General features: G+C 58.8%; 18 protein-coding genes and 2 tRNA genes. 5 read left to right on the plus strand and 15 right to left on the minus strand.

What is annotated here, in order from left to right; translation table 11 throughout:
• Positions 1 to 20 precede the first annotated feature (20 nt).
• Both VE934_RS13470 and surE read right to left on the minus strand, forming a co-directional pair.
• Positions 21 to 827, minus strand: coding sequence for a protein-L-isoaspartate(D-aspartate) O-methyltransferase (locus VE934_RS13470; RefSeq protein WP_324888319.1), 807 nt, complete (start codon positions 825 to 827; stop codon positions 21 to 23).
• A complete protein-coding gene (gene surE / locus VE934_RS13475; protein WP_324888321.1) occupies positions 824 to 1,612 on the minus strand; it encodes a 5'/3'-nucleotidase SurE in 789 nt (262 codons plus the stop codon). Before surE ends, VE934_RS13470 begins: the two co-directional genes overlap by 4 nt.
• Before the next feature lie 106 nt (positions 1,613 to 1,718).
• Here surE and VE934_RS13480 point away from each other — a divergent pair, with 106 nt between their 5' ends.
• The gene (locus tag VE934_RS13480; protein WP_324888323.1) at positions 1,719 to 2,693 is read left to right on the plus strand and encodes an NADPH:quinone oxidoreductase family protein; all 975 of its coding nucleotides are present in this window, start codon (positions 1,719 to 1,721) and stop codon (positions 2,691 to 2,693) included.
• A 56-nt stretch (positions 2,694 to 2,749) separates the two neighbouring features.
• Positions 2,750 to 3,688, plus strand: a complete 939-nt coding sequence (locus VE934_RS13485; RefSeq protein ID WP_324888325.1) for a hypothetical protein — start codon at positions 2,750 to 2,752, stop codon at positions 3,686 to 3,688.
• A gap of 95 nt (positions 3,689 to 3,783) precedes the next feature.
• Here the strand turns inward: VE934_RS13485 and VE934_RS13490 are convergent, their stop codons facing one another.
• Complete coding sequence (locus tag VE934_RS13490) at positions 3,784 to 4,287, minus strand: hypothetical protein (protein WP_324888327.1); 504 nt, start codon at positions 4,285 to 4,287, stop codon at positions 3,784 to 3,786.
• 349 nt (positions 4,288 to 4,636) lie between these two features.
• Between VE934_RS13490 and VE934_RS13495 the strand changes: the two genes are divergently transcribed.
• Entirely contained in the window at positions 4,637 to 6,001 is a 1,365-nt protein-coding gene (locus tag VE934_RS13495; protein WP_324888329.1) for a DUF6538 domain-containing protein, read from the plus strand.
• Positions 6,002 to 7,453: 1,452 nt separating this feature from the next.
• On the opposite strand, the gene VE934_RS13500 is transcribed toward VE934_RS13495, so the two are convergent.
• From VE934_RS13500 to VE934_RS13515, 4 genes are all read right to left on the minus strand, one after another.
• A complete protein-coding gene (locus tag VE934_RS13500) occupies positions 7,454 to 7,837 on the minus strand; it encodes a hypothetical protein (protein ID WP_324888331.1) in 384 nt (127 codons plus the stop codon).
• 154 nt (positions 7,838 to 7,991) lie between these two features.
• The gene (locus VE934_RS13505; RefSeq protein ID WP_324888333.1) at positions 7,992 to 10,412 is read right to left on the minus strand and encodes a hypothetical protein; all 2,421 of its coding nucleotides are present in this window, start codon (positions 10,410 to 10,412) and stop codon (positions 7,992 to 7,994) included.
• On the minus strand, positions 10,409 to 10,771 hold the full coding sequence (locus tag VE934_RS13510; protein WP_324888336.1) for a BRO-N domain-containing protein: 363 nt from the start codon (positions 10,769 to 10,771) through the stop codon (positions 10,409 to 10,411). The genes VE934_RS13505 and VE934_RS13510 overlap by 4 nt, the downstream gene beginning before the upstream one ends.
• Positions 10,758 to 11,051 (minus strand): hypothetical protein, encoded by a 294-nt coding sequence (locus VE934_RS13515; protein ID WP_324888338.1) that lies wholly within the window; start codon positions 11,049 to 11,051, stop codon positions 10,758 to 10,760. Before VE934_RS13515 ends, VE934_RS13510 begins: the two co-directional genes overlap by 14 nt.
• Positions 11,052 to 11,548: 497 nt before the next feature.
• Between VE934_RS13515 and VE934_RS13520 the strand changes: the two genes are divergently transcribed.
• Positions 11,549 to 12,169, plus strand: coding sequence for a recombinase family protein (locus VE934_RS13520; RefSeq protein WP_324888340.1), 621 nt, complete (start codon positions 11,549 to 11,551; stop codon positions 12,167 to 12,169).
• A gap of 588 nt (positions 12,170 to 12,757) precedes the next feature.
• Here VE934_RS13520 and VE934_RS13525 read toward each other — a convergent pair.
• From VE934_RS13525 to VE934_RS13550, 6 genes are all read right to left on the minus strand, one after another.
• Positions 12,758 to 12,946 carry a hypothetical protein gene (locus tag VE934_RS13525; protein WP_324888342.1) on the minus strand — a complete coding sequence of 63 codons (189 nt, stop codon included), beginning with the start codon at positions 12,944 to 12,946 and terminating at the stop codon, positions 12,758 to 12,760.
• Between the two features lie 285 nt (positions 12,947 to 13,231).
• Positions 13,232 to 13,307: transfer RNA gene (locus tag VE934_RS13530), tRNA-His, on the minus strand.
• Positions 13,308 to 13,341: 34 nt separating this feature from the next.
• Positions 13,342 to 15,279 (minus strand): SurA N-terminal domain-containing protein, encoded by a 1,938-nt coding sequence (locus tag VE934_RS13535; RefSeq protein ID WP_324888344.1) that lies wholly within the window; start codon positions 15,277 to 15,279, stop codon positions 13,342 to 13,344.
• Positions 15,280 to 15,371: 92 nt separating this feature from the next.
• Positions 15,372 to 15,447, minus strand: a tRNA-Val gene (locus VE934_RS13540).
• 27 nt (positions 15,448 to 15,474) lie between these two features.
• Entirely contained in the window at positions 15,475 to 15,747 is a 273-nt protein-coding gene (locus VE934_RS13545; protein WP_007874140.1) for an HU family DNA-binding protein, read from the minus strand.
• Between the two features lie 259 nt (positions 15,748 to 16,006).
• Positions 16,007 to 17,113: a tartrate dehydrogenase gene (locus tag VE934_RS13550; RefSeq protein ID WP_324888350.1), complete on the minus strand. Its 1,107-nt coding sequence runs from the start codon at positions 17,111 to 17,113 to the stop codon at positions 16,007 to 16,009.
• A gap of 137 nt (positions 17,114 to 17,250) precedes the next feature.
• Here VE934_RS13550 and VE934_RS13555 point away from each other — a divergent pair, with 137 nt between their 5' ends.
• Positions 17,251 to 18,228 (plus strand): LysR family transcriptional regulator, encoded by a 978-nt coding sequence (locus VE934_RS13555; RefSeq protein ID WP_324888352.1) that lies wholly within the window; start codon positions 17,251 to 17,253, stop codon positions 18,226 to 18,228.
• On the opposite strand, the gene VE934_RS13560 is transcribed toward VE934_RS13555, so the two are convergent.
• Both VE934_RS13560 and pgsA read right to left on the minus strand, forming a co-directional pair.
• Entirely contained in the window at positions 18,173 to 19,084 is a 912-nt protein-coding gene (locus VE934_RS13560; protein WP_324888354.1) for a DMT family transporter, read from the minus strand. The genes VE934_RS13555 and VE934_RS13560 overlap by 56 nt on opposite strands.
• Positions 19,081 to 19,650, minus strand: a complete 570-nt coding sequence (gene pgsA / locus VE934_RS13565; protein WP_324888356.1) for a CDP-diacylglycerol--glycerol-3-phosphate 3-phosphatidyltransferase — start codon at positions 19,648 to 19,650, stop codon at positions 19,081 to 19,083. The genes VE934_RS13560 and pgsA overlap by 4 nt, the downstream gene beginning before the upstream one ends.
• Positions 19,651 to 19,659: the final 9 nt, after the last annotated feature.

Genomic DNA, 19,659 nt, shown 5'->3' on the forward strand with positions numbered 1-19,659 from the left:
AGGCTTTGAAGCCCGCCCGCTCAGCTTGTTCCCGATTTTAAAGGTACAAAGTGAACAGCCTCCAAAACCGTCTGTGTAACACCCTGTGGGGTCTTGTCGATCACCACCAGGGCCTGGGCACCGCCAGCAATCTGCATGGGTGCGACCAGCCGCCCCCCAACGGCAAGCTGTTCCACCCAGGCCGACGGAATGGCCTCGCCGCCTGCAGCTGCAATGATGGCCGCATAGGGCGCGCCCTTGGCATAACCCACCATGCCATCGCCAAACAACAAATGAACATTGGCCAGACGAAACGTCCGCAGATTCTCGCGCGCCTTGTCGTGCAGGCCGCGCAGGCGCTCAATGCTGTAGACCTCGCTCGCCAGTTGACCCAGAACTGCTGCCTGATAGCCACAACCCGTTCCTATCTCGAGTACACGACCCAGACGTGTAGGCCGCCCTTGCAGCAGCAACTCCAGCATGCGCGCCACCACGTTGGGTTTTGAGATGGTCTGGCCCAGGCCAATCGGGAGGCTGGTGTCTTCATAAGCCTGGTTGACCAAGGCGGTGTCTACAAAGCGGTGCCGCTCCACGTGGCCCATGGCCGCCAGCACCTGCGCATCGGAGATACCCTGTGCTGCCAGCTTGTGCACCATGCGGGCCCGCACGGCTTTGGAATCAAGTCCCAGGCCGCTGGTCTGTATTGACTTTACCGGCTTCTTTACATCAATCAGACCGGTAGCCCTTTCCGGGTGGGCGCGACCAGCTATCTTTTTGGTAGCAGACGGCGTACCTGCGTCGGGCGCCAGACGCACCGGGAAACCGGGCCGCTTGGGAGGCGTCGTCATGCCAGCGCTTGTGTGAGCTTGGTCGCGGTCTGCGTCCAGTGGGGCAGGCGCTCGTGGTCTGTCAGGTCCACCTGCAGGGGCGTGATGGAGATGAAATGTTGGCGCGTGGCATGAAAATCTGTGCCCTCCCCCTCTTCCTTGGCCGGGCCTGCACCGCCAATCCAGTACATGGTTTCACCACGCGGGCTGGTTTGGGTGATGACTCTTTCGGCTGCGTGACGACGCCCCAGCCGGCACACCTTGAAGCCCTGAAGCTCTGCCTCTGGCAGATTGGGAATATTCACGTTGAGCAACCAGGGCGCCACCGCTGGCTGCGTATCGCCAGCAGCCTTCTCCAGCGAAGGCATTAGTTGCTGCACCAGATCACGCGCGCGCTGGCCAGCCACGTCAATGTGCGCCCAGCCTTTTTCAGTTTGCGAAAACGCGATGGCCGGAATGCCAAAAAGATAGCCCTCCATCGCCGCGCCGACGGTGCCCGAGTAAATGGTGTCGTCGCCCATGTTGGCGCCGTTGTTGATGCCGGAGACCACCAGATCAGGCCGGTAGCCCAACAAACCCGTTAGCGCGATATGCACACAGTCGGCCGGTGTGCCGTTGATGTAGCGAAACCCGTTGGCGGCGGTATGCACATACATGGGCGAGTGAAGAGTCAACGCGTTGGATTTGGCACTGTTGTTTTGCTCGGGTGCTACCACCTCTACGTCAGCGATGTCTTTCAGGGCTTCATACAGGGCAATGATGCCGGAGGCCTGGTAGCCATCGTCGTTGCAGATCAGGATTTTCATGAGTCAATTCTACGGTCTCGGGCGTGACAAGCGGGAGGCCCGCAATAGCCGCGGCAACGCTTCTTCTGCCTATGATGCGATGACCTGAACGACAACGGAGAACCCCATGCATGCCTGGCTTTGTGAAGACCCCACCGGCGTTGACGCGCTATCCTGGAAAGAGTTGCCCACGCCCGAGCCCAAGGCCGGCGAAGTGCTGATTGCAATCAAGGCCGCGAGTCTGAACTTTCCCGATCTGCTGATCGTGCAAAACAAATACCAGATGAAGCCAGCGTTGCCGTTTGTGCCGGGTTCCGAATATGCGGGCGTGGTTGAAGCCGTTGGCGAAGGGGTGAAACACCTCAGGGTTGGCCAAAACGTCGCCTGCCTCTCAGGTACGGGCGGTTTTGGTACGCACACCATTGCACCCGCTGCGCTGTGCATGCCTCTGCCCGACGGGTTTCCGCATGTGGATGCCGCCGCCTTCATCATGATTTACGCCACTTCCCACCACGCTCTGGTGGATCGCGCCCAGCTTAAGGCCGGCGAGACCGTACTGGTGCTGGGGGCCGCTGGCGGCGTCGGTACGTCGGCCATTCAGATTGCGAAAGCCATGGGCGCGAAAGTCATTGCTGCGGCATCGACCGACGAAAAATGTGCGCTTTGCAAGTCCATCGGGGCCGACGCCACCATCAACTACAGCACCGAAAACCTGCGCGAAGCCATCAAGGCCCTGACTGATGGCAAAGGCCCGGATGTGATTTACGACCCGGTGGGAGGCGAGTTTGCAGAGCCGGCATTTCGCTCCATCGCCTGGCGGGGTCGCTACCTGGTGATCGGGTTTGCTTCGGGTCCGATTCCTTCGCTGCCCCTGAACCTCACCCTGCTCAAGGGTGCGTCCATCGTGGGTGTGTTCTGGGGCGGTTTTGCCAAAAACGAACCCAAAGCCAGTGCCGCCGCCATGGCCGAGCTGGCCCAGTGGTACGCACAGGGAAAAATCAAACCTGTCATTGACCGCACCATGCCCATGGCAGACCTCAAGGCAGCCTACGCCCACATGGGCTCGCGCGGCGTGAAGGGCAAGCTGGTGATGGTGAACTGAGAGCGGTCAAAAATCCCGGAAGCCTACACTCCATGCTTAACAAGGAGTGGTGAGGCATGAATGGCATTTCCGCATCAGGGCAGATTCTTTCGCCAAAGCTTGCGACAGGCTTGGGGACGGCGCTCATCGTTGTAGCGTTGGCCCTCCCTTTCCTTGCCAGTTTTGGGGGCTACATCAGCCCGGCCGCAGCCAGCTACGACGCTGCCAAATTCCCTGGCTTGTTTTTGGGTTTGGGCTTGCTGATCTGGTTGGCAACCAGACACCGGGACAAAGCCGTGAAAGCCTATGCCATCGTGCTGACCGGGCTGGGGCTATGCTTGTTTTCAGGATGCCATCCGATTCAGCCCAATGGCGAGACAGACGCAGAGACACGGTTCGTCATTGCTTCGGTTGCTCACCACGCACGCCAAACGGCCGAATTCACTGAACTGGAGGGCAAGTTTGAGAAGGTTGACATGTCTCGCATCCTGACTCCCCACACGCTCAGTACCCGGGAAGGACTCACGGAGGCACAGGCAGGTATTTCAAATTACCGGGCGCTGGTCACGGAACGACGCGTGCTGATGCAGACGCAGCTCACCGAGTCCGACCGCTTTATCAACGAACATCTCTCCGCGGGCGTGGCCCGCGAGATCGGAGCGCTGCGAATGAATGAGGGCAGGACCGCCCTGGTCAAAATGTACTCAGACATGGACCAAGCCGACACACGGCTGCTCGATGCCATGTCGAAGCTGGTGGATTGGGGCGTGGCGCAGGATGGTCGACTGGGCCTGCATCAGGGGAATTTTGTATTTCAGAACAATGCCCAAAAAGTCGAATTGCAGCAACTGGTGGCTGCGGTCCTTCAAGCCGACGCCGCACGCGATGCGATCGTCCGTGCCACCACATTGGGCCAGGCAAAAGCCGAGCAAAGGCAAGACAGAAACGCAGCGGGCGTTGAGAACTTCATGAAAAACGAATCCAGGACTTTAAATCCTGCAAGTTCCCCGCGGTAAGAGCCTTTGGGGCGCGCTCCAGATATAGGAGCGTCCCCACAAAAAACGGGCGTCGGTTGAGCTCGTGATGGAACTGAGCGCAAGCTGAGGACAAGTCAGGGCACGTTGTCCGGCAAAAAGAAGTCCTCCTCCATGCCGGGATGTGCGCGTTGCACCACCCCGTTGCGATCGAGGTAGACCCAGTAAAACATGTTCTGCACGTCAAACCACTTGTAGGTCAGGATATCGCCCTTCCACGAGGCAACGTGATCAACAGAGGACGGAGGGCCAAACTCCCGCAGCACGTCCTGTTTGGTCCACTTCCCCAACTCAATGCGGGCAAAGTCCTGCGAATTGAGCACTTGACGAATGCTGAGCACGCGACCGGACTGATCAAGGTCGACCATATAGGCATAACGACCTGCAGGCTGAAGTGAGTATTGCAGGCGCGTCCCCTTGTTTAACGGCACTACTGCACGCGGCGTACCCATGCGCGCAACGACCTCGTCACGTGAAAGGCCTGGTGTCACACTGTACAGGGGATTAAAAGCGCAACCGCTCAGTACCGCCACGAATGCGGCAACAGCGACACGGCGGCCTGCCCGAAGATTAAAAATCATGGTGTATTCCTTGGCCCGATCCCAAAGCTCAACAAGGCCTGGAGATGCTCTGGCAGCGAATGAATTTATACACCTCGCCGAGCCGCCGCCCGGCGCGCGACATGAACAACCCGTGCACCAAAGTGGCTAAGTCGCAAGAAGGTGGCGGGGGATATGGCCTCAGCCTGGACCCAGCGGGACCGAGCCAAGAAAAAAGCCTGCTACCGTTTTGGTAGCAGGCTTTTTATATCCGATATGGGGTGGCTGATGGGGTGAAGCGACACGGGGCCAGAAAACAACGAACGCCATTGGTGGCGCGGCTTTTGTGGGAAGATCATGCACCCACACTCTGCACCCACACTGCCCCTCTATGGCTACCAAACGCGGCAACCCAGATCAGTATCTTCAAAAGGTAGGCGGCACGTATTACGCCCGCGTCCGTGTCCCTCGCACCCTGGAGAAGTATCTAGGCCAAACCCACATCCGACGCACTTTGAAGACGGGCGAAAAGGCTGAAGCCAACCGCCGTAAGCATGCCGTAGTGGGCCGAATAAAGGGGGAGCTTGCGCGGCTTCGTCTGTCACCCAACAAAGCCGATGAACGCGGCATCTCCTTTGCTGAGGCCAAACAGTGGCGGGAAAGCCTCTTAGCAGCAGAGACCGAGGGCGATGAAAATCTTCACGGAACGATTCAGGACCTTGTGATTGATAAGGCGGAACAACTTGAACGGCTTTACGGCACGGACAAGGCCAAACGCTGGTACAAGGCCGCAACCGCCACCACTGACACGCTCCGCGAACTCATGGAGAAATGGTTGGAGGTGAGCGACTACAAAGCCTCCACAAAATCAGGACATCGAAAAGCCCTTTCTGAGGTTCTGGAATTCATGGGGAACGACCACGCTACGCCCTCCGATGTCACCCGCAAAGTTGCCCTCTCGTACATTGATACGACGCTGACACAGCGAGGGCTGGCGCATACGACACTCAGGGACAAGCTGGTCTCCCTGGGGGGCTTCTGGGCGTGGATGGCTTCGCGTGAGGCCGTGCCCCCCGGTGTCAACCCTTGGACGGGCCACAAGCTCAGCAAACAGCAGAACAAGGGCACACGCCCGCCCAAGCGTTCTTACACAGACGATGAGCTATTAAAACTGCTTGCTGGCAATGACAAGGTTAAGGGCTGGCCTACCTACTCCTACCTACCGGACTTGATGATCCTGGGGCTTTTCACAGGTGCCCGTGAGGAGGAGCTTTGTAGCCTCACAGCACAGGCTGTAGAGGTGACCCGTGGGGTCTGTGTTCTCGACATCACGGACTCAAAGACCAAGGCTGGCATCCGCCCCGTGGGGGTCACACACGCGGCCCCCCGTGCCGTACTCAAGCGGCGTCTAAAGGGTCTTTCGGGTACGGACAGGTTGTTCCCTGAGTTGTCCCCTGGGGGTCTGGATGAAAAGTTCTCCGCCTCCGCAGTGAAAGCCTATGGCCGCTATCGTCGCGCCTGTGGTGTACCAGATGGGACCGACTTTCACTCATACCGCCGCAATGTCATTACAGTTCTTGAAGCGGCGGGGGTGGGTCAGGTGCCGATCCATAGATTCGTAGGGCACAAGGTCGGGACACTTGCGGGGGACACATACTCGCAAGGTGGCAGCAGGGCGAACGCCATTGAAACAGCCAGAAAGGTACGCCATGGCGCAAAGGTGGAAGCTGCGGCCCTACTTCTTGCGAACCGCTGAGTTATGGCCGTGCCTAACCCACCGTTACTGCCTGCTTGCGGGGGAATACTTAGACTCCTCGACCCCCCTTGAATACGCTTCACGCGGATGCTGTAATTCAATTCATCAGAGTCTCAACGGAACAATAGATGAAAAAAGAAGAGTCACATCCCATCCGAAACAGCGTTATTGCTGCCCTAATTGCTGCTGCGGTTCTTGCAGTCTTGACAGAGATAGCGCCCATCATCAAAAACGTCCCGTTGTGGTTCTGGGACAAAACGCTATGGGGCCTGGGCTTCTTCGTTGATGGCTACAAAACGCCCGGGTGGCTGCTATTGATCCTGGGCCTATGCTTCATTGCGGTTTGTGGGAGATTTCTGACCCTTTTTCTGGGTCGGGGGGATTCTTCACAGCCCTACATAACGGACATGGTTAACGGGGCGGTTTGGCGCTGGCACTGGATAGGCGGAGAGATAAGCGGCCTCTGGTGCTACTGCCCCGCGTGTGATGCAGAACTTGTATATGACGATAGTTCGTGCAACTGGACATCCTCCCATTTGGGCGAGACCCGGAAAACTGACTTCGTATGTGAACACTGCCGTAAGTCCGTCATCGCAAGTGTGGAAGGCGGAGACAAGGACTACGCTATCAAGTTCGTAAAAAGGGAACTGAGGCGTCGTATGCGAGTTCAACAAGCCAAAGCGGCTAGCGCCCCACCAGCCGTGCTGTAAATGTCGGAGACCCGCCCAATACAGATGCCCGCAGGGAGGAGACCACAGAGTATTCCCCCTCATTGGTCATCCTCCCCCGTGAACCTTTTCCCACACATCACGGACCTACGGCGGCACCTCCCGGTTAACCGTAGGGTTCATCGTTATGGCTCCCCTTATAGTGGGTTGATAAGGAATCAGTGTGTGAAGTCTTCCGACTCAAGCCCGCCACAGATGTTCGGGTAGTCTGACTCTCCCTCAACCGCCCGATAGGTCACCTCCAGTTCCGCTGCCGGGTCCCCTGAGGGCACATAGCGGCTATTTGGCTGGTACACAAAGACCGTACCACTGTGACCGTGCCCCTGGTACCGGGTCTCCCTGTGGAGCATTCCTGCCGCCTCAAGCTGCGCCTGAAGGGTCCTGAGGGTTTGGCGTGGGCCGAAGGCTCCTTTTCTCTGTGAGATTGTGGCCTCCCGCTGTTCACGTTCTGCCCTTGCCATGCGGCCCATGACCCCGCTTAAGGTGGTCAGGTAGTGGCCGCTCAGGCGTCGTGCCTTCAGAGTGTCGATTGCGTATGCAGTGAGGAGGAGCGCCTTAACGGGGCTGAGTGGGACGGGTGTGCCGGAGCCCCATGGGCGGGGCGACTCAAAAGGATAGAGCGTGTCAAGCCGCGTGAAGAATTCCGCCTCAATCGCGGGCGTCCAGTGCGGGTCTGGTGTCGGTGCGTATTCGTGGGGGGCTGAAGAATGATTAGGTCTGGGTGTCATCCGCCCGCCCGCAACTGGGGGAGGCCGGTCTTAATGAACCACTCGTAAAGAGCAACCGCCTTCTCATCGCTCACGCTGAGCATGTAGCGGAGTCCCGCCTCGTTTGTGGCTTGGATCATGGCCCCGCCACCGCCAGCAGGAGTTGCAGCGTTAGGGACCCATGCGAGAACCGGCAGGATGTCCTGCGGGTCCTGGATACGTCTCCTCAGGAGCCATGTCTTCCGCTTTTCAAGAGCCCGGAAGATGTCCGCAAGGACCACCCACGGGGTGCCGTCAGGAGTGACGTGTGCGCGGATTTCATAACCCTGATAACGCAGGCTGATAGAGGCCTTTGGGCGGGCCGCGTAGCGTTCACGCCATCCCTGCCTTGGCTCAGTCATTGGGGTGCTTGGTGAGCCCTTAGCGAGCTCCGCAGGGGCGCTCGGGGAAGTTACTTTGTCTAGTGTCATTTGGAAAAGAAAAAGGAGGCAGTTAGCCCCCTTCCTTTTGGTTAAGTTGATAAAGAATGAACTGGCAGGGCTGACTACAGCGCCATCAATTAGCCCGATTCAGGGACGATGGGAACGCCCCGGCCTGTGGTGTAGCGGCCTTGGTTTGACGTGTGCTCATCTCCCCCACGAAGGCCTCCTTCTGTGGGTCATGAGGTGCCCCAAGGGTTGCGCCCTGTTGTGCCTTGCGGGAGACCTCCGCCCCCTTCGCGGCCCCTTCGATCAAGTCGATGTGTGCTTGGGTCGAATACCACTGTTGAATCTGGCCCTTGTGCCAAGCCATGATCCCGCCGCCTGCATCGGTGAGAGGAACACCAGCGACAAAGGCCCGGTAAATACGCGACCGTTCGTCATACTCCAGCCGCACGGCCTCCCCGGGGAACTTCAGGTCCTTCGCCCGTGCCTTCGGGACGGCATCTATGAACCGCTCAAGCCATTCGCCCTGTGTCCTGCTGGCATTGGGTGAAGCGGGCAGCTCAGAGCGCAGGTAGAGCGTTCCGTTGACCTGGGTGGAGACCTCCGGCCTGCGGATGTAGTCAACCGCAACCCTGAGGGCCTCCGTGGCGTCCCCCACTTGCCCGCTGTGGGCCAGGAGGGTGGCGTAACGCTTCACCAGCCCATGCACCTGGGAGGTGTTGGGTGTCGTGCCGCGCATTGCCGTGTTGGCCTTGGTGGGTTTGAGCCATGCCGCAGCGTCCTCCATGCCTGGGACCTCACCCAATACGCCGCTTGCGAAGGCGCGGGCATACGTTCTGGGGTTGTTGTTCACCACGAAGTCAGAAACGTGGTCCCGCGTGTTCGCTAGCCAGTCCAGCCAGGGGGTGTCTGTCAGCTTCCCGACCTCCGAGGCCACTTGCTTGGCTATCTTGTCCCCAGAGCCCCCGCTGATAGCCCCTGAGGCCACGTTAGAAGCAATGCTTGCGGCATCCGCAGGAGCCCTGCCCAGGTGCGTCAGGAAAGCAATATCCGAGAACCGCTTGTACGCCGTGTCACCGGCTACCTGCTTGGCATAGTCCGGGTTGGTGCCGTCAAGCTGCTTGAACAGTTCAATGGCTTTCGTTCCGGCCTCATTCAGTTCCCCGGTGGGCTTCCCTTTGGAATCCACGCCGATGCTGCTGAGGTTAAACAGTCCAGCCTTCATCTGGTTCTCCCAATCGGGATTCGCCAGGCCGTTCATGGCCCAGGCGGATACCTGCTGGTCGAAGGGCATCCCCTGGGTACGGCGGGTGAGGGAATCCTCCGCGTACTTCTTGACGTTGAAGTCCTTAGTGTCCCCTGAGGTGGTCAGTACGGTGGGGTTAGCGGTTCCCTGTACGGTCCAGAGGGTGCCGTTGGTCATCGCTGCGTCCACACGCTTCATGGCCTCATGCTCAGACGCCAGCACAGCACCCTGAATCTGCGCCTTCTGGAGTTCCTTGTACTGCTGTGCCTGTGCGGCCATGTTCGCCCGTGTGATGGAGTGAATCATGGAAGCACTGGTGTACTTCTTGTTCGCATCAGACTGAGCCCATGCCATGAACTTGTCCACGTTCAAGGTGCCACTGTCGGACTGCTGCATGAAGGGGAGAACCTCCTCATCAATACGCTGTCGCTGGCCTTGGTCAAACTGAGACCCCGCCTGTGCCGTCAGGGTTGCCGCTTTGGTTTCCCCGAGGAAGCTCCGCACGGTGCCCACAGCGGGTAGTTCGGTGTCCAGAAGGGATGCCAGAAGGCCCGTCTTCCCAGAGGCGGCAGCACGGGTAATGACCTCAGTGAGGGCAGCTTTCCCGCCAGCATCGGGCATGACCTTGGTGCGCCGCAGGACATCGTAGTGGGCTAGGAGGGCACCAGCGGCTTCCTGAGGGGTTCCCTTGAAGTCACCTGAGGTCACCTCAAGGAGCTTGTTGCTGAGGCTGTCCGAGGCCTCGTTGACAGCCCGCTCCACGATGGCCTTGTCATTGACCTTCGCCACGTTGGCCATCAGGTTTGTGCGCAGGTTGGCATAACCCTTGTCGAAGCCCGCACTGGCGTACTGGCTCTGGCCGGACAGGACCGTGTTGCGGTTCTCCGTGAGGTAGTTGTCGATTTCCGTGGGGTCCTTGAACTTCAGTTCGCCCGTGGTCACCTTGGTCATCACGTCCCGCTCGATAGCCGCCTGGGAGTTCTGCCCCCAGATGTGCTGCACGGTGGCAGCGAACACAGGGGACTCCGAGGCCAGCATGTCGCCAGCCTTGATGCGCTTCCCGAGTTCATCCACGGTCATCGAGTTGGCGTACTTGGAGGCACGCTCCTTGTCCTGCGCTTCGTGCATGGCGCGGTTGTTCTCGTTGACCATCTCAGCACCCGCGAAGACATTGGCCAGGCCGCGCCACTTGTCCTCAGCGAGGGGTGGAGGTGCCGCTTGGGTGACCGTGGTGGTGGCGATAGGGCGGGCCTGGGTTTGCAGGCGTTCGTTCCCGAAGTTGTCGCTGATCTGGAGGCGGGTCATTGCGTGGCCCCCTTCCGTGAAGAACGGGCCAGGGTGCGCAGCGTCGGGGAGATGTGACTCAAAAGCCGCCCCTTCAGAGCCTTCGCGCCAGGCTTGCGGCTGGTGATGGTGAGGTCATACACCCCCTGTTCACTTACCGTGATGGTGTGTTTGTGCAGGCCGTAGGGGTTGCCGGTGCCCGTCGATGCTTTGTCGTGATCCTCAAGGCGGGTCAGCGCCTGTTGTGTGCCGCTGATGTCCAGCAATGCAAAGACATCCCGAGCGATGAACCAGAAGGTGCCCGCTTGGTCGCTGTAGCACCGCAGGGGGGCCGTGCCGGTCTCAGTAAAGACACAGCAGACGGTGTTAGATGGCAGCATGGGAGGCCCCTTCAGGAGTCGGCTTGGTCACCACAAGATGGCCCAGGGCCAGTGCGGTGCAGAGTTCGCTGACTTGCATGCCCTGGAACACCGCGACCATGCCGAGGTTGTAGTGGTCCTGAAGGATGCGGGTAAGGGCTTCGCTGTTGGTGACGATGTGGTCACCCCCGGCGAGGTCCGCCTGATGCTGATAAATACGCTGATTGCCCTTGAGATGGTCAAAGGCAATGACGGGGAGTGTGTAGGCCCGAATGACGCGGGCGTTCTTAATTTGACTCATACAGTCTCGATTGGTTAATGGTGGGGTGTTGAGAACTGGCGGCTGAGGTGCTGCCAGAAGGGGCCGATTGATGGCCGTGGGGGGCTGTTTGGTGTGCCCCATTGGGTGCCTGAGGGACAGGCTGGATGTCCTACTAGGGGGCTTCCCTAATGTCGGACTATTATTCGGACGCTCCCCTAGTGAAGGGGGTAATGCCGCAGGACTTCCCTAATGTGGGCCTTATATCCGCTGAAGGTTGCGACCTTCCTAATGTGTGACTTTTACCCCGGCCTTTGGGTGCTTTCCTAGTGTGCAGGTTTAACCCATGCCAGAGGTTGACCTTGGGGGCTTCCTAATGTGGGGGGTATATGGACGACGCCCTCCAGACCATACCGAAACCCCCTCAGAAAAACCGCCTGTTTGCCCCTCTGACAGCATCGTCCAAATCAACTATACGGAAAACAGTTGCTTTCCGTATGGATTACACGCATCATCGGGGCATTCAACAAAGGAAGCCCATGACCAAGCCCGCCCGCCCCCTTCGTGCCGCCCTCTATGCCCGCGTGTCCACCGACAAGCAAAGCACGGAGAACCAATTGCGTGAGCTACGCCAGGCCGCTGAGCGCCTAGGATGGGAAGTGGTCTCTGAGTTTGTGGACAAGGGGATCAGTGGAGCGAAGGGACGCAAGGACCGGCCACAGTTGGATGCGCTGCTAAAGGGCGTGGCCCGCAAGGACTTCGACGTGGTGGCGTCCTGGTCGGTTGACCGCTTGGGACGCTCCTTGATTGACCTGGTGAACATGCTGCAAGAGTTGCACTCCACAGGTGTTGACCTCTACTTGCACCAGCAGGGCATCAACACCACCACGCCAGCGGGTAAGGCCCTGTTCGGGATGATGGGCGTGTTTGCTGAGTTTGAGAGGGGCATGATTCAGGAACGGGTCAAGGCAGGCATGGCACGGGCGAAAGCCCACCCAAAGAAAGGTAAGTTACCCATTGGCCGTCCTAGCGTCGGAGAGGCAGTCGAAGAACGCATTCGGGGGCTACGTGCAGAGGGTCTCGGGATGCTGAAGATTGCCAAGCAGTTGGAGTGCGGCGTATCGACGGTGCAGCGGGTGCTAGCGAGTCCGGTACTATGACCCTACGGCGTCCCGTGGTGGCGCTGAGGGGGTCCCGCTATGCGCATTGAAGGCTTTGACACAGCAGCAGCACTGGAGGCCGCTACGTGCCCCCGCTGTCACGCCGTGGGACTGGTGGAGATTGACTATGACACCTACGCGGCGACTGCCACAGCCGACAAGCATCAAGCGGCCTATCTCATAGACCCGAGCGTCCCCGCTAGGTGCCCCGCTTGCGCTCTCGTAATGGAGTGGCACGGGTGCCTTGACGATTGAAGGCTACTTCTTCGGGGGAAAGCCGAACGACAGAAGAAACCCCCAAGAAGCAACGACACACAAAGGGGCACCAATTCCCAGGTGCTTTTGTTTCAGTAGCACTATGCTGACTGCCAGTAGGACGCCCCAAAGGATGGTCCAGCGGGTCATGGTTGCGCCCTAGCAGTCCGACGCGGTGCCCACAGCCTGAGCCTTAGCGGTGCGAGAAAAAGAGCATCAGGCGCAACACCCGAAAAATCCCTAGGGGGAGAACTGACCCCCGGCATGGGGGAACTTTCACCGCCCGATTGCCTTGAGGGACCTCTCAGATTTTTGCGCCAAAAACCCCGCACCTCACAGCGGGTTAACAACGGCATACAGACCTAAGCCCCAGACCTCCCAAGCGGACCCCTCACGGCGGCTAGAGAGAAACCGCAGGGGCTGGCCTGCCTCACGCTTGATGAAAACCTCACGGCCCCCGATGCGGGCGTAAAGGTGGCTAAGCGATACCTCGAAGGTAGAGCGGGAAAACGTGAGCGTCATGCGTGGTCCTGGAGAGTGTTGCCAACATCGGCAAAACGGATCATGCAACAGGGAGAAAAATAAAAAAACCCCAAACCCTGAGACCTTCTCACAAGTGGAAGCACTCCCTTAGACCGCGATAAGCACCAAAAGGAGCCCCTCAAGGTGTCCCGAAGGGTGACCCCGTTAACGCCAATCCCCAATGAAAAAGGCCCCGAGGATTGCTCCTAGAGACCTTGAATCTTTGCACCCACACCATGCACCCACATACCGCGGGAACCCGCATGGATACTGGGTCTCAAATACTGGGGTGGCTGATGGGGCTCGAACCCACGACAACAGGAATCACAATCCTGGACTCTACCAACTGAGCTACAGCCACCGCAAGCTTGAATTATAACGAAGAACTTCGCGCCTTAGCCGCGGCCAGCGCTTTCCGCGGCTCCTTTAGGCTCGGGCTTGGGCGCCTTGATCTCCACTTTGAACCGCGCTTGCAGGGCTTTGTAGTACGCCAGGCTCTCAGCGGAAGTCCACCACTGGGTGTATTGGTCCAACTCCTGCTTAGCCATTGCTTGAGCCTCGGCGGCAGCAGGCACCTCGCGCGGCAAGACCTTAAGCACTTTGACGATGGCGTATCCCTGCGCACCAAGTTCCACGCCAGCCAAAGCCGGCAATGCACTGCTGTCGGCACTCAGAGCAGCGTTGACCACCGCAGTCGGCAGCTGCTGGGTCTGGTCGCGCGAGATGACCATCGCTGCGGGCAGCGCCGCAGCCGCAGGGTTCGCTTTCCAGGCCGCGAGCTTTTCCGCGCCTTCTTTACGCGCGAGCTCAGCGCCACGCTGCTGCTGCAACTGCGCGCGCACACGGTCCTTCACTTCGGCAAGAGGCAAGGCTCTGGCCGGTGCGTATTGCGTCAGCCGACCGGACACCAGTTGATTGGCGCCGACCTCAATGGCTTCCGTGTTCCGCTTTTTTTCCACCGCGTCAGGCGCAAACAAGGCAGCCAGAAACTTCGGGTTGGCCAGCACACCCGTCGCGCCGGGGGCGGGATTTCGCGTCAACTGTGTGGCAGTTTTCACTTCGAGCTTCAGGCGATCCGCAATGGGGCGCAGGCTGTCGGCTTGCTCGTACACAGCGTTGCTGAAAGCCTCAGCCGTTTCCGCAAACTTCTTTTGTGCAAGCTGTTGCCTCAGCTCGGCCTCCAGTGCAGGTTTCGCCTCCTCGAAGGTTTTCTGTTTCGGAACCTTGATGTCGGTGAGCTTGATGATGTGGTAGCCGAACTCCGTCTCAACGATCTCGCTGGTGTCACCCTTTTTCATTGAAAAAACAGCGTCCGCGAAAGGTTTGACCATGGCGTCGCGTACAAAGAAATCCAGATCGCCACCCGACGCTGCAGACCCCGCGTCCTGCGAGTTTTTACGCGCCACGTCGGCAAAGGAAGCCGGCGTTTTCTTGACAGCCGAAAGGAGCTGCTCTGCCTTCTCCTTGGCCTTCTGGCGGTCTGCGGCGGGGGCTGCAGCCGGCGCATCGATCAGGATGTGGCTTGCGCGGCGCTCTTCGCCAGTAGCGGGTTGCTGAGCATTTTTCTCGAAGTAGGTTTTGAGCTCCTGCTCGTCGACGGTGATGCTTTTCTTGAGGGCATCCAGATCGAGCAGCACGTATTCGATGCTGCCCTGCTCAGGCGCCTGGAACAAGGACTGCTGCTCCTTGTAAAACTGCTCGAGCTCGGCGTCGGTGGGGTTGACCCTGGCCGCATAGTCGGCCGTGCTGAAACGGGCCACCTGCGCCTGCCGTTTCTCAAAAAAAGCATTAAGGGAGATGTCTGCCGTCGATTTGGTTGAGAAGCCACTGCCTGCGACACCCGTCATCACCTGACGGGTTGCGAGCTCAGACTTGAGACCAGCTTCGTAGGCTTCTGGCGTCATGCCGATTCTTGCGACAAAACCTGCGCGATCAAATTTGCCGTCGGGCTGCCTGAATGCCGCAATCGATTTGTCTTCGGCATACAGGCGCTGCAATTTCTGGTCAGGCACCACGAGGCCGCTTTTGACAGCTGCAGCTGCAAGCACCCTGTCACGAACGAGACGCTCCAGCGTTCCGTACTTCGCTTCGGGCGTGTCCAGCAGCTTCGCGTCGAGCGTGGGCATGGAAGCCCTGATACGGTTGACTTCATTTTGATGCGCGAGGTCCCACTCGGATTGCGTGATGTCCTGGCCATCCACACGCGCGACCACGGTACTGTTCTCCTGGTTCCGGCTATAGCCGTCCAGACCAAACAGCACAAACGAGGGAACGATCAGCAAGAACAGCAAGCCCATGGTGACTTTGGTGTGCTTGCGAATGAAGTCAAACATGTCGAATTCCTGTGTGGCCTTTGAAGGCACGTTAAACCTATACGCGTCAATAAAAAAAAGGCGAACCTTCTGTTCGCCTTTTGTTCAGTATCTGGTGGGTGCTGACGGGCTCGAACCGCCGACCTACGCCGTGTAAGGGCGCTGCTCTACCAACTGAGCTAAGCACCCCACCTCAACTCTCAAATCATGTGTGTATCAGTTCAGTGCGTCCTTGAGCGCTTTGCCGGGACGGAACTTTGGCACTTTGGCTGCCTTGATTTTAATCGCATCCCCGGTACGCGGGTTGCGCCCTGTGCGCGCGGCGCGTTTGCCCACTGCAAAAGTACCAAAACCCACCAGAGACACAGAGCCTCCTTTTTTCAGGGTTGTTTTCACAGCACCAATGGTTGACTCCAGCGCACGCGTTGCAGCGGCCTTGGAAATGTCAGCATGTTTGGCAATGTGCTCAATTAGTTCGGTCTTGTTCACAAGGAGCCCCTCGTTGATAAAGTTAATCTGTTGTCTCTTGAATGATCTCCCCGCATATATGTAGAAGAGTACGGCGGGGAGGCGGCATGGTGCAGATCTTCTGCTGATGCCAATTAGAGCCATGGACTCCCATCGTGTCAATACAACATCAGATTTTTACAACGTGCGGTGGCGGATTCTAGTCTTTTTTTTCACGCTTTCCGCCCATATTGCCAAGCACCCCGTCCGTTTGAGGCCTGCACGATAAAACCAGAGCAGGTCAAAGTGATTCCAGAGCATGCGCAATCGCCTTGCCCACATCCTGGCATGTTGCAGTGCCGCCCAGGTCTGGGGTACGTGGCGCACCGCTCTGGGGACTGAGTACCTTTTCAATAGCCGAAAGCACCGCATCGTGCGCTTGCTTGTGCCCCAAAAACTCCAGCATCATCGCGCCGCACCAGATTTGCCCAATGGGGTTGGCAATGTTGCGGCCAGCAATGTCCGGGGCCGATCCGTGTACCGGCTCAAACAGCGACGGGAACTTGCGCTCGGGGTTGAGATTGGCACTCGGCGCAATGCCGATGGTTCCTGTGCAGGCGGGACCCAGGTCGCTCAGAATGTCTCCAAACAAATTGCTGGCGACCACCACATCGAAGAAGTCAGGTCGCTGCACAAAATGCGCCGTCAGAATGTCGATGTGAAACTTGTCGAGCTTGATATCCGGATAGCCCTTGGCCATCTCCACCACCCGCTCGTCCCAATAAGGCATGGAAATCGAAATGCCGTTGGACTTGGTCGCACTGGTCAAGTGCTTTTTGGGGCGTGACTGGGCAAGTTCAAACGCGAACTTGAGCACGCGGTCCACACCGATGCGCGTGAAAACCGATTCCTGCAACACAAACTCCCGATCGGTACCCGGGAACGCCCTGCCCCCTATGGTGGAGTACTCGCCCTCCGTGTTTTCACGCACGATGTAAAAGTCAATCTCTCCTGCCACGCGAGCAGAGCCGTCGCGGCGCACCACGGGGGCAATGATGCCCGGCATCAGACGCGCGGGGCGAAGGTTGATGTATTGATCAAACTCACGCCGGAACATCAAGAGGGATCCCCACAGTGAAACATGATCAGCGATTTTGTCGGGCCAGCCTACCGCACCGAAATAAATGGCGTCGTGTCCGCCGATCTGGTCCTTCCAGTTGTCGGGCAACATCTGGCCGTGCTTGTCAAAATAGTCCCAGCTTGAAAAATCGAAATGGTCAAACTGCAGGTCAATGCCGAATTTGACGGCCGCCGCCTCCATTACCCGAATGCCTTCGGGCATGACTTCCTTGCCGATGCCGTCGCCGGCGATCACAGCGATTCTTTTTTTTCCGGTACTTGCGTTCAAGATGGTTTCCTCGGGTTCAGGTTTTAAAACCGCAGCGCAGTGGGGCCCTTGCATTGGCATGTGGGGTTGATTTTGCTGAAAGCAGTCAGACAACTCAAGCAATAATCAGGCAATTGATTATTTCTTTTGAGGCATCAATGGAACGCAGCGATCTGGAGCTCGTGTTGGCAATACGTGATGCCGGCAGCTTGAATGGTGCCGCACTCAGTCTTGATGTTGCGCCCCCGGTGGTAACCAAGCGGCTGGCCGCACTGGAGGCCCGGCTTGGCCAGCGCCTTTTTCAGCGCACGACGCGGCGGGTCAGCCCCACTGCAGAGGGAGAAACCGTCTGTGAGCGTGCCATGGTCCTGTTGCAGGGCTTTTGCGCGCTGGAGGCCGAACTACAGGAACGCAAGTCAGAACCCACCGGGCTGATCCGGCTGGCAGCAACCTTTGGTTTTGGGCGCCTGTGGCTGGGGCCGGCGCTGGCCGCGTTTCAGGAGCGCTACCCGCGTATCAATGTCCAGGTGCACCTCACGGAGCAGTTGCCTGACCTCGCCGCCGATGGATTTGACGGCGCCATCTGGCTTTGGGCGGCTCAGGGCAAGCAGGCCGCGCAATGGGTGACGCGCCGCCTGGCGCGTAATCAGCGCGTGCTGGTGGCTTCTCCCCGTTACATCGCTCAACACGGCACACCCCTGACTATTGAAGCCTTGCAGGAGCACAGCTGCCTGATCGTGCGGGAAAACGGCAACGCCACCGCTCAGCGTTTTGATGTGTGGCCACTTCAACGCGACCGTGAAAAAACAGCTACCCGCGTCCGCGTCCATGGGCCGTTGTCCAGCAACTCGGGGGAACTGGTGCGTGACTGGTGCGTGGCTGGCCGCGGCATCATGCTGCGCAGCCTGTGGGATATTTCACCGCAGCTGGCTTCCGGTGAGTTGGTGCGCGTCTTGCCGGCTTATGCCATGCCTGACGCGGACATCCACTGGCTTGCGCCGTACCGTGCGGATTCGCCGCGCCGCATCCGCCTGCTGATTGATTTTTTGCTCAACCAGTTTCAGGATGCGCCGTGGAAAGTCAGTGCTGCGGGGGCCTCGCGGGCCGCACCACGAGGCTTACGCCCAACGCGGTAAGCGCGGTACCTGCCACCGTCACAAGCGTGATGGCCTCGCCAAACAACAGCCAGGCCATCAATGCCGTGGTCGGTGGCACCAGATACAACAGGCTGGTAACGGCCGTGGCCGCGCCACGCTGAATCAGCATGTAAAGCAGCGAACTGCCTCCCAGTGTCAATGCCAGTACAGACCAGGCCAGCGCACCCATGAAGCCCGGCGTCCATTGCACGGCTTCGGTTTCCAGCCAGGCCAGAGGGAGGGTCACCAGCAAGGCCGCGCCCAGTTGAATGGCATTGGCGCTGCGCACATCAGCCGGCAGCACAAAGCGTTTTTGGTAAAGCGTGCCAGCTGTGATGCTCAGCAAGGCGAAGACGGCGCAGCCCAAGGTGAAAAAGGTGGCCTCATTACCCGCGCCAAATTTGCGCGAAACCACCAGCAGCAAGCCCGCCAGCCCCAGCACCAAACCCAGCCACTGCCTGGCACTCACGCGGTTTTCGCTGCGGCTGCTGTCACCCATCTGGGTCACCCACACCGCCGTCAATACCGGCTGCAACCCGACAACGAGTGCCGACAGTCCGGAACCCATGCCGCCTTTGATGGCCGACCAGACGCCGCCGAGGTAACCCGCATGGATCAGGATACCGGTCACACCAAGATGCAGCCATTGCGAACGGCTGGCTGGCCAGGCCACACGCGCAAGTGCTATCCAGGCGAAAAAGCAAAGCAGGGAAAGCAGGTACCGGATGGCGAGAAAGCTCATCGGTGGGGCATAAGGCAGCCCGTATTTGGCGACGATGAAGCCGGTGCTCCAGATCAGCACAAACACGGCCGGCATGGCCTTGATCATGGCCGCGTTTGACGCAGGCGAACTCATTTGGCTCGTGCGCGGATTTCCGGAATGGCTTTTTGGAGGTAGTAAATCATGGACCAGACCGTCAGGATGGCAGATAGCCAGATCAGCCAGGTACCCCACAGGTTGGTGTCAATCATGCCAAACAAAACCGAGTCATACAGCAGGAAGGGGATGGCTACCATCTGCACCACCGTTTTGACCTTGCCCAGCATGTGCACCGCGACGCTTTTGGTGGCGCCTATCAATGCCATCCATTCGCGCAGCGCCGAGATGGCAATCTCGCGGCCAATGATGATGAGTGCGACGAACACATCGATGCGGGCCAGATGCACCAGAACGAGCAGCGACGCACAAACCAGAAACTTGTCAGCGACGGGGTCGAGGAAGGCCCCAAATGCAGAGGTCTGGTTGAGCTTGCGGGCCAGATAGCCGTCAAGCCAGTCGGTGGCGGCAAAAACCACAAACATCACGGTGGCGATGAGGTTGGCTTTTTCCGGCGCGATATTGATATAAAAAATACCGACGATCAACGGAATCGCAACAATGCGGGTCCAGGTCATCACGGTCGGTATGGTCCAAAACTTCATGACTCATTT

Source organism: Polaromonas sp. (assembly GCF_035638815.1).
In the GTDB taxonomy this organism is placed as follows: domain Bacteria; phylum Pseudomonadota; class Gammaproteobacteria; order Burkholderiales; family Burkholderiaceae_C; genus Polaromonas.

Coding starts and splice junctions, on each gene's coding strand:
- VE934_RS13560 (WP_324888354.1), bottom strand. CDS start 19,084: ATGAGTTCGCCTGCGTCAAACGCGGCCATGATCAAGGCCATGCCGGCC.
- surE (WP_324888321.1), bottom strand. CDS start 1,612: ATGAAAATCCTGATCTGCAACGACGATGGCTACCAGGCCTCCGGCATC.
- VE934_RS13490 (WP_324888327.1), bottom strand. CDS start 4,287: ATGATTTTTAATCTTCGGGCAGGCCGCCGTGTCGCTGTTGCCGCATTC.
- VE934_RS13500 (WP_324888331.1), bottom strand. CDS start 7,837: ATGACTGAGCCAAGGCAGGGATGGCGTGAACGCTACGCGGCCCGCCCA.
- VE934_RS13495 (WP_324888329.1), top strand. CDS start 4,637: ATGGCTACCAAACGCGGCAACCCAGATCAGTATCTTCAAAAGGTAGGC.
- VE934_RS13555 (WP_324888352.1), top strand. CDS start 17,251: ATGGAACGCAGCGATCTGGAGCTCGTGTTGGCAATACGTGATGCCGGC.
- VE934_RS13510 (WP_324888336.1), bottom strand. CDS start 10,771: ATGCTGCCATCTAACACCGTCTGCTGTGTCTTTACTGAGACCGGCACG.
- VE934_RS13485 (WP_324888325.1), top strand. CDS start 2,750: ATGAATGGCATTTCCGCATCAGGGCAGATTCTTTCGCCAAAGCTTGCG.
- VE934_RS13520 (WP_324888340.1), top strand. CDS start 11,549: ATGACCAAGCCCGCCCGCCCCCTTCGTGCCGCCCTCTATGCCCGCGTG.
- VE934_RS13470 (WP_324888319.1), bottom strand. CDS start 827: ATGACGACGCCTCCCAAGCGGCCCGGTTTCCCGGTGCGTCTGGCGCCC.
- VE934_RS13525 (WP_324888342.1), bottom strand. CDS start 12,946: ATGACGCTCACGTTTTCCCGCTCTACCTTCGAGGTATCGCTTAGCCAC.
- pgsA (WP_324888356.1), bottom strand. CDS start 19,650: ATGAAGTTTTGGACCATACCGACCGTGATGACCTGGACCCGCATTGTT.
- VE934_RS13515 (WP_324888338.1), bottom strand. CDS start 11,051: ATGAGTCAAATTAAGAACGCCCGCGTCATTCGGGCCTACACACTCCCC.
- VE934_RS13480 (WP_324888323.1), top strand. CDS start 1,719: ATGCATGCCTGGCTTTGTGAAGACCCCACCGGCGTTGACGCGCTATCC.
- VE934_RS13505 (WP_324888333.1), bottom strand. CDS start 10,412: ATGACCCGCCTCCAGATCAGCGACAACTTCGGGAACGAACGCCTGCAA.
- VE934_RS13535 (WP_324888344.1), bottom strand. CDS start 15,279: ATGTTTGACTTCATTCGCAAGCACACCAAAGTCACCATGGGCTTGCTG.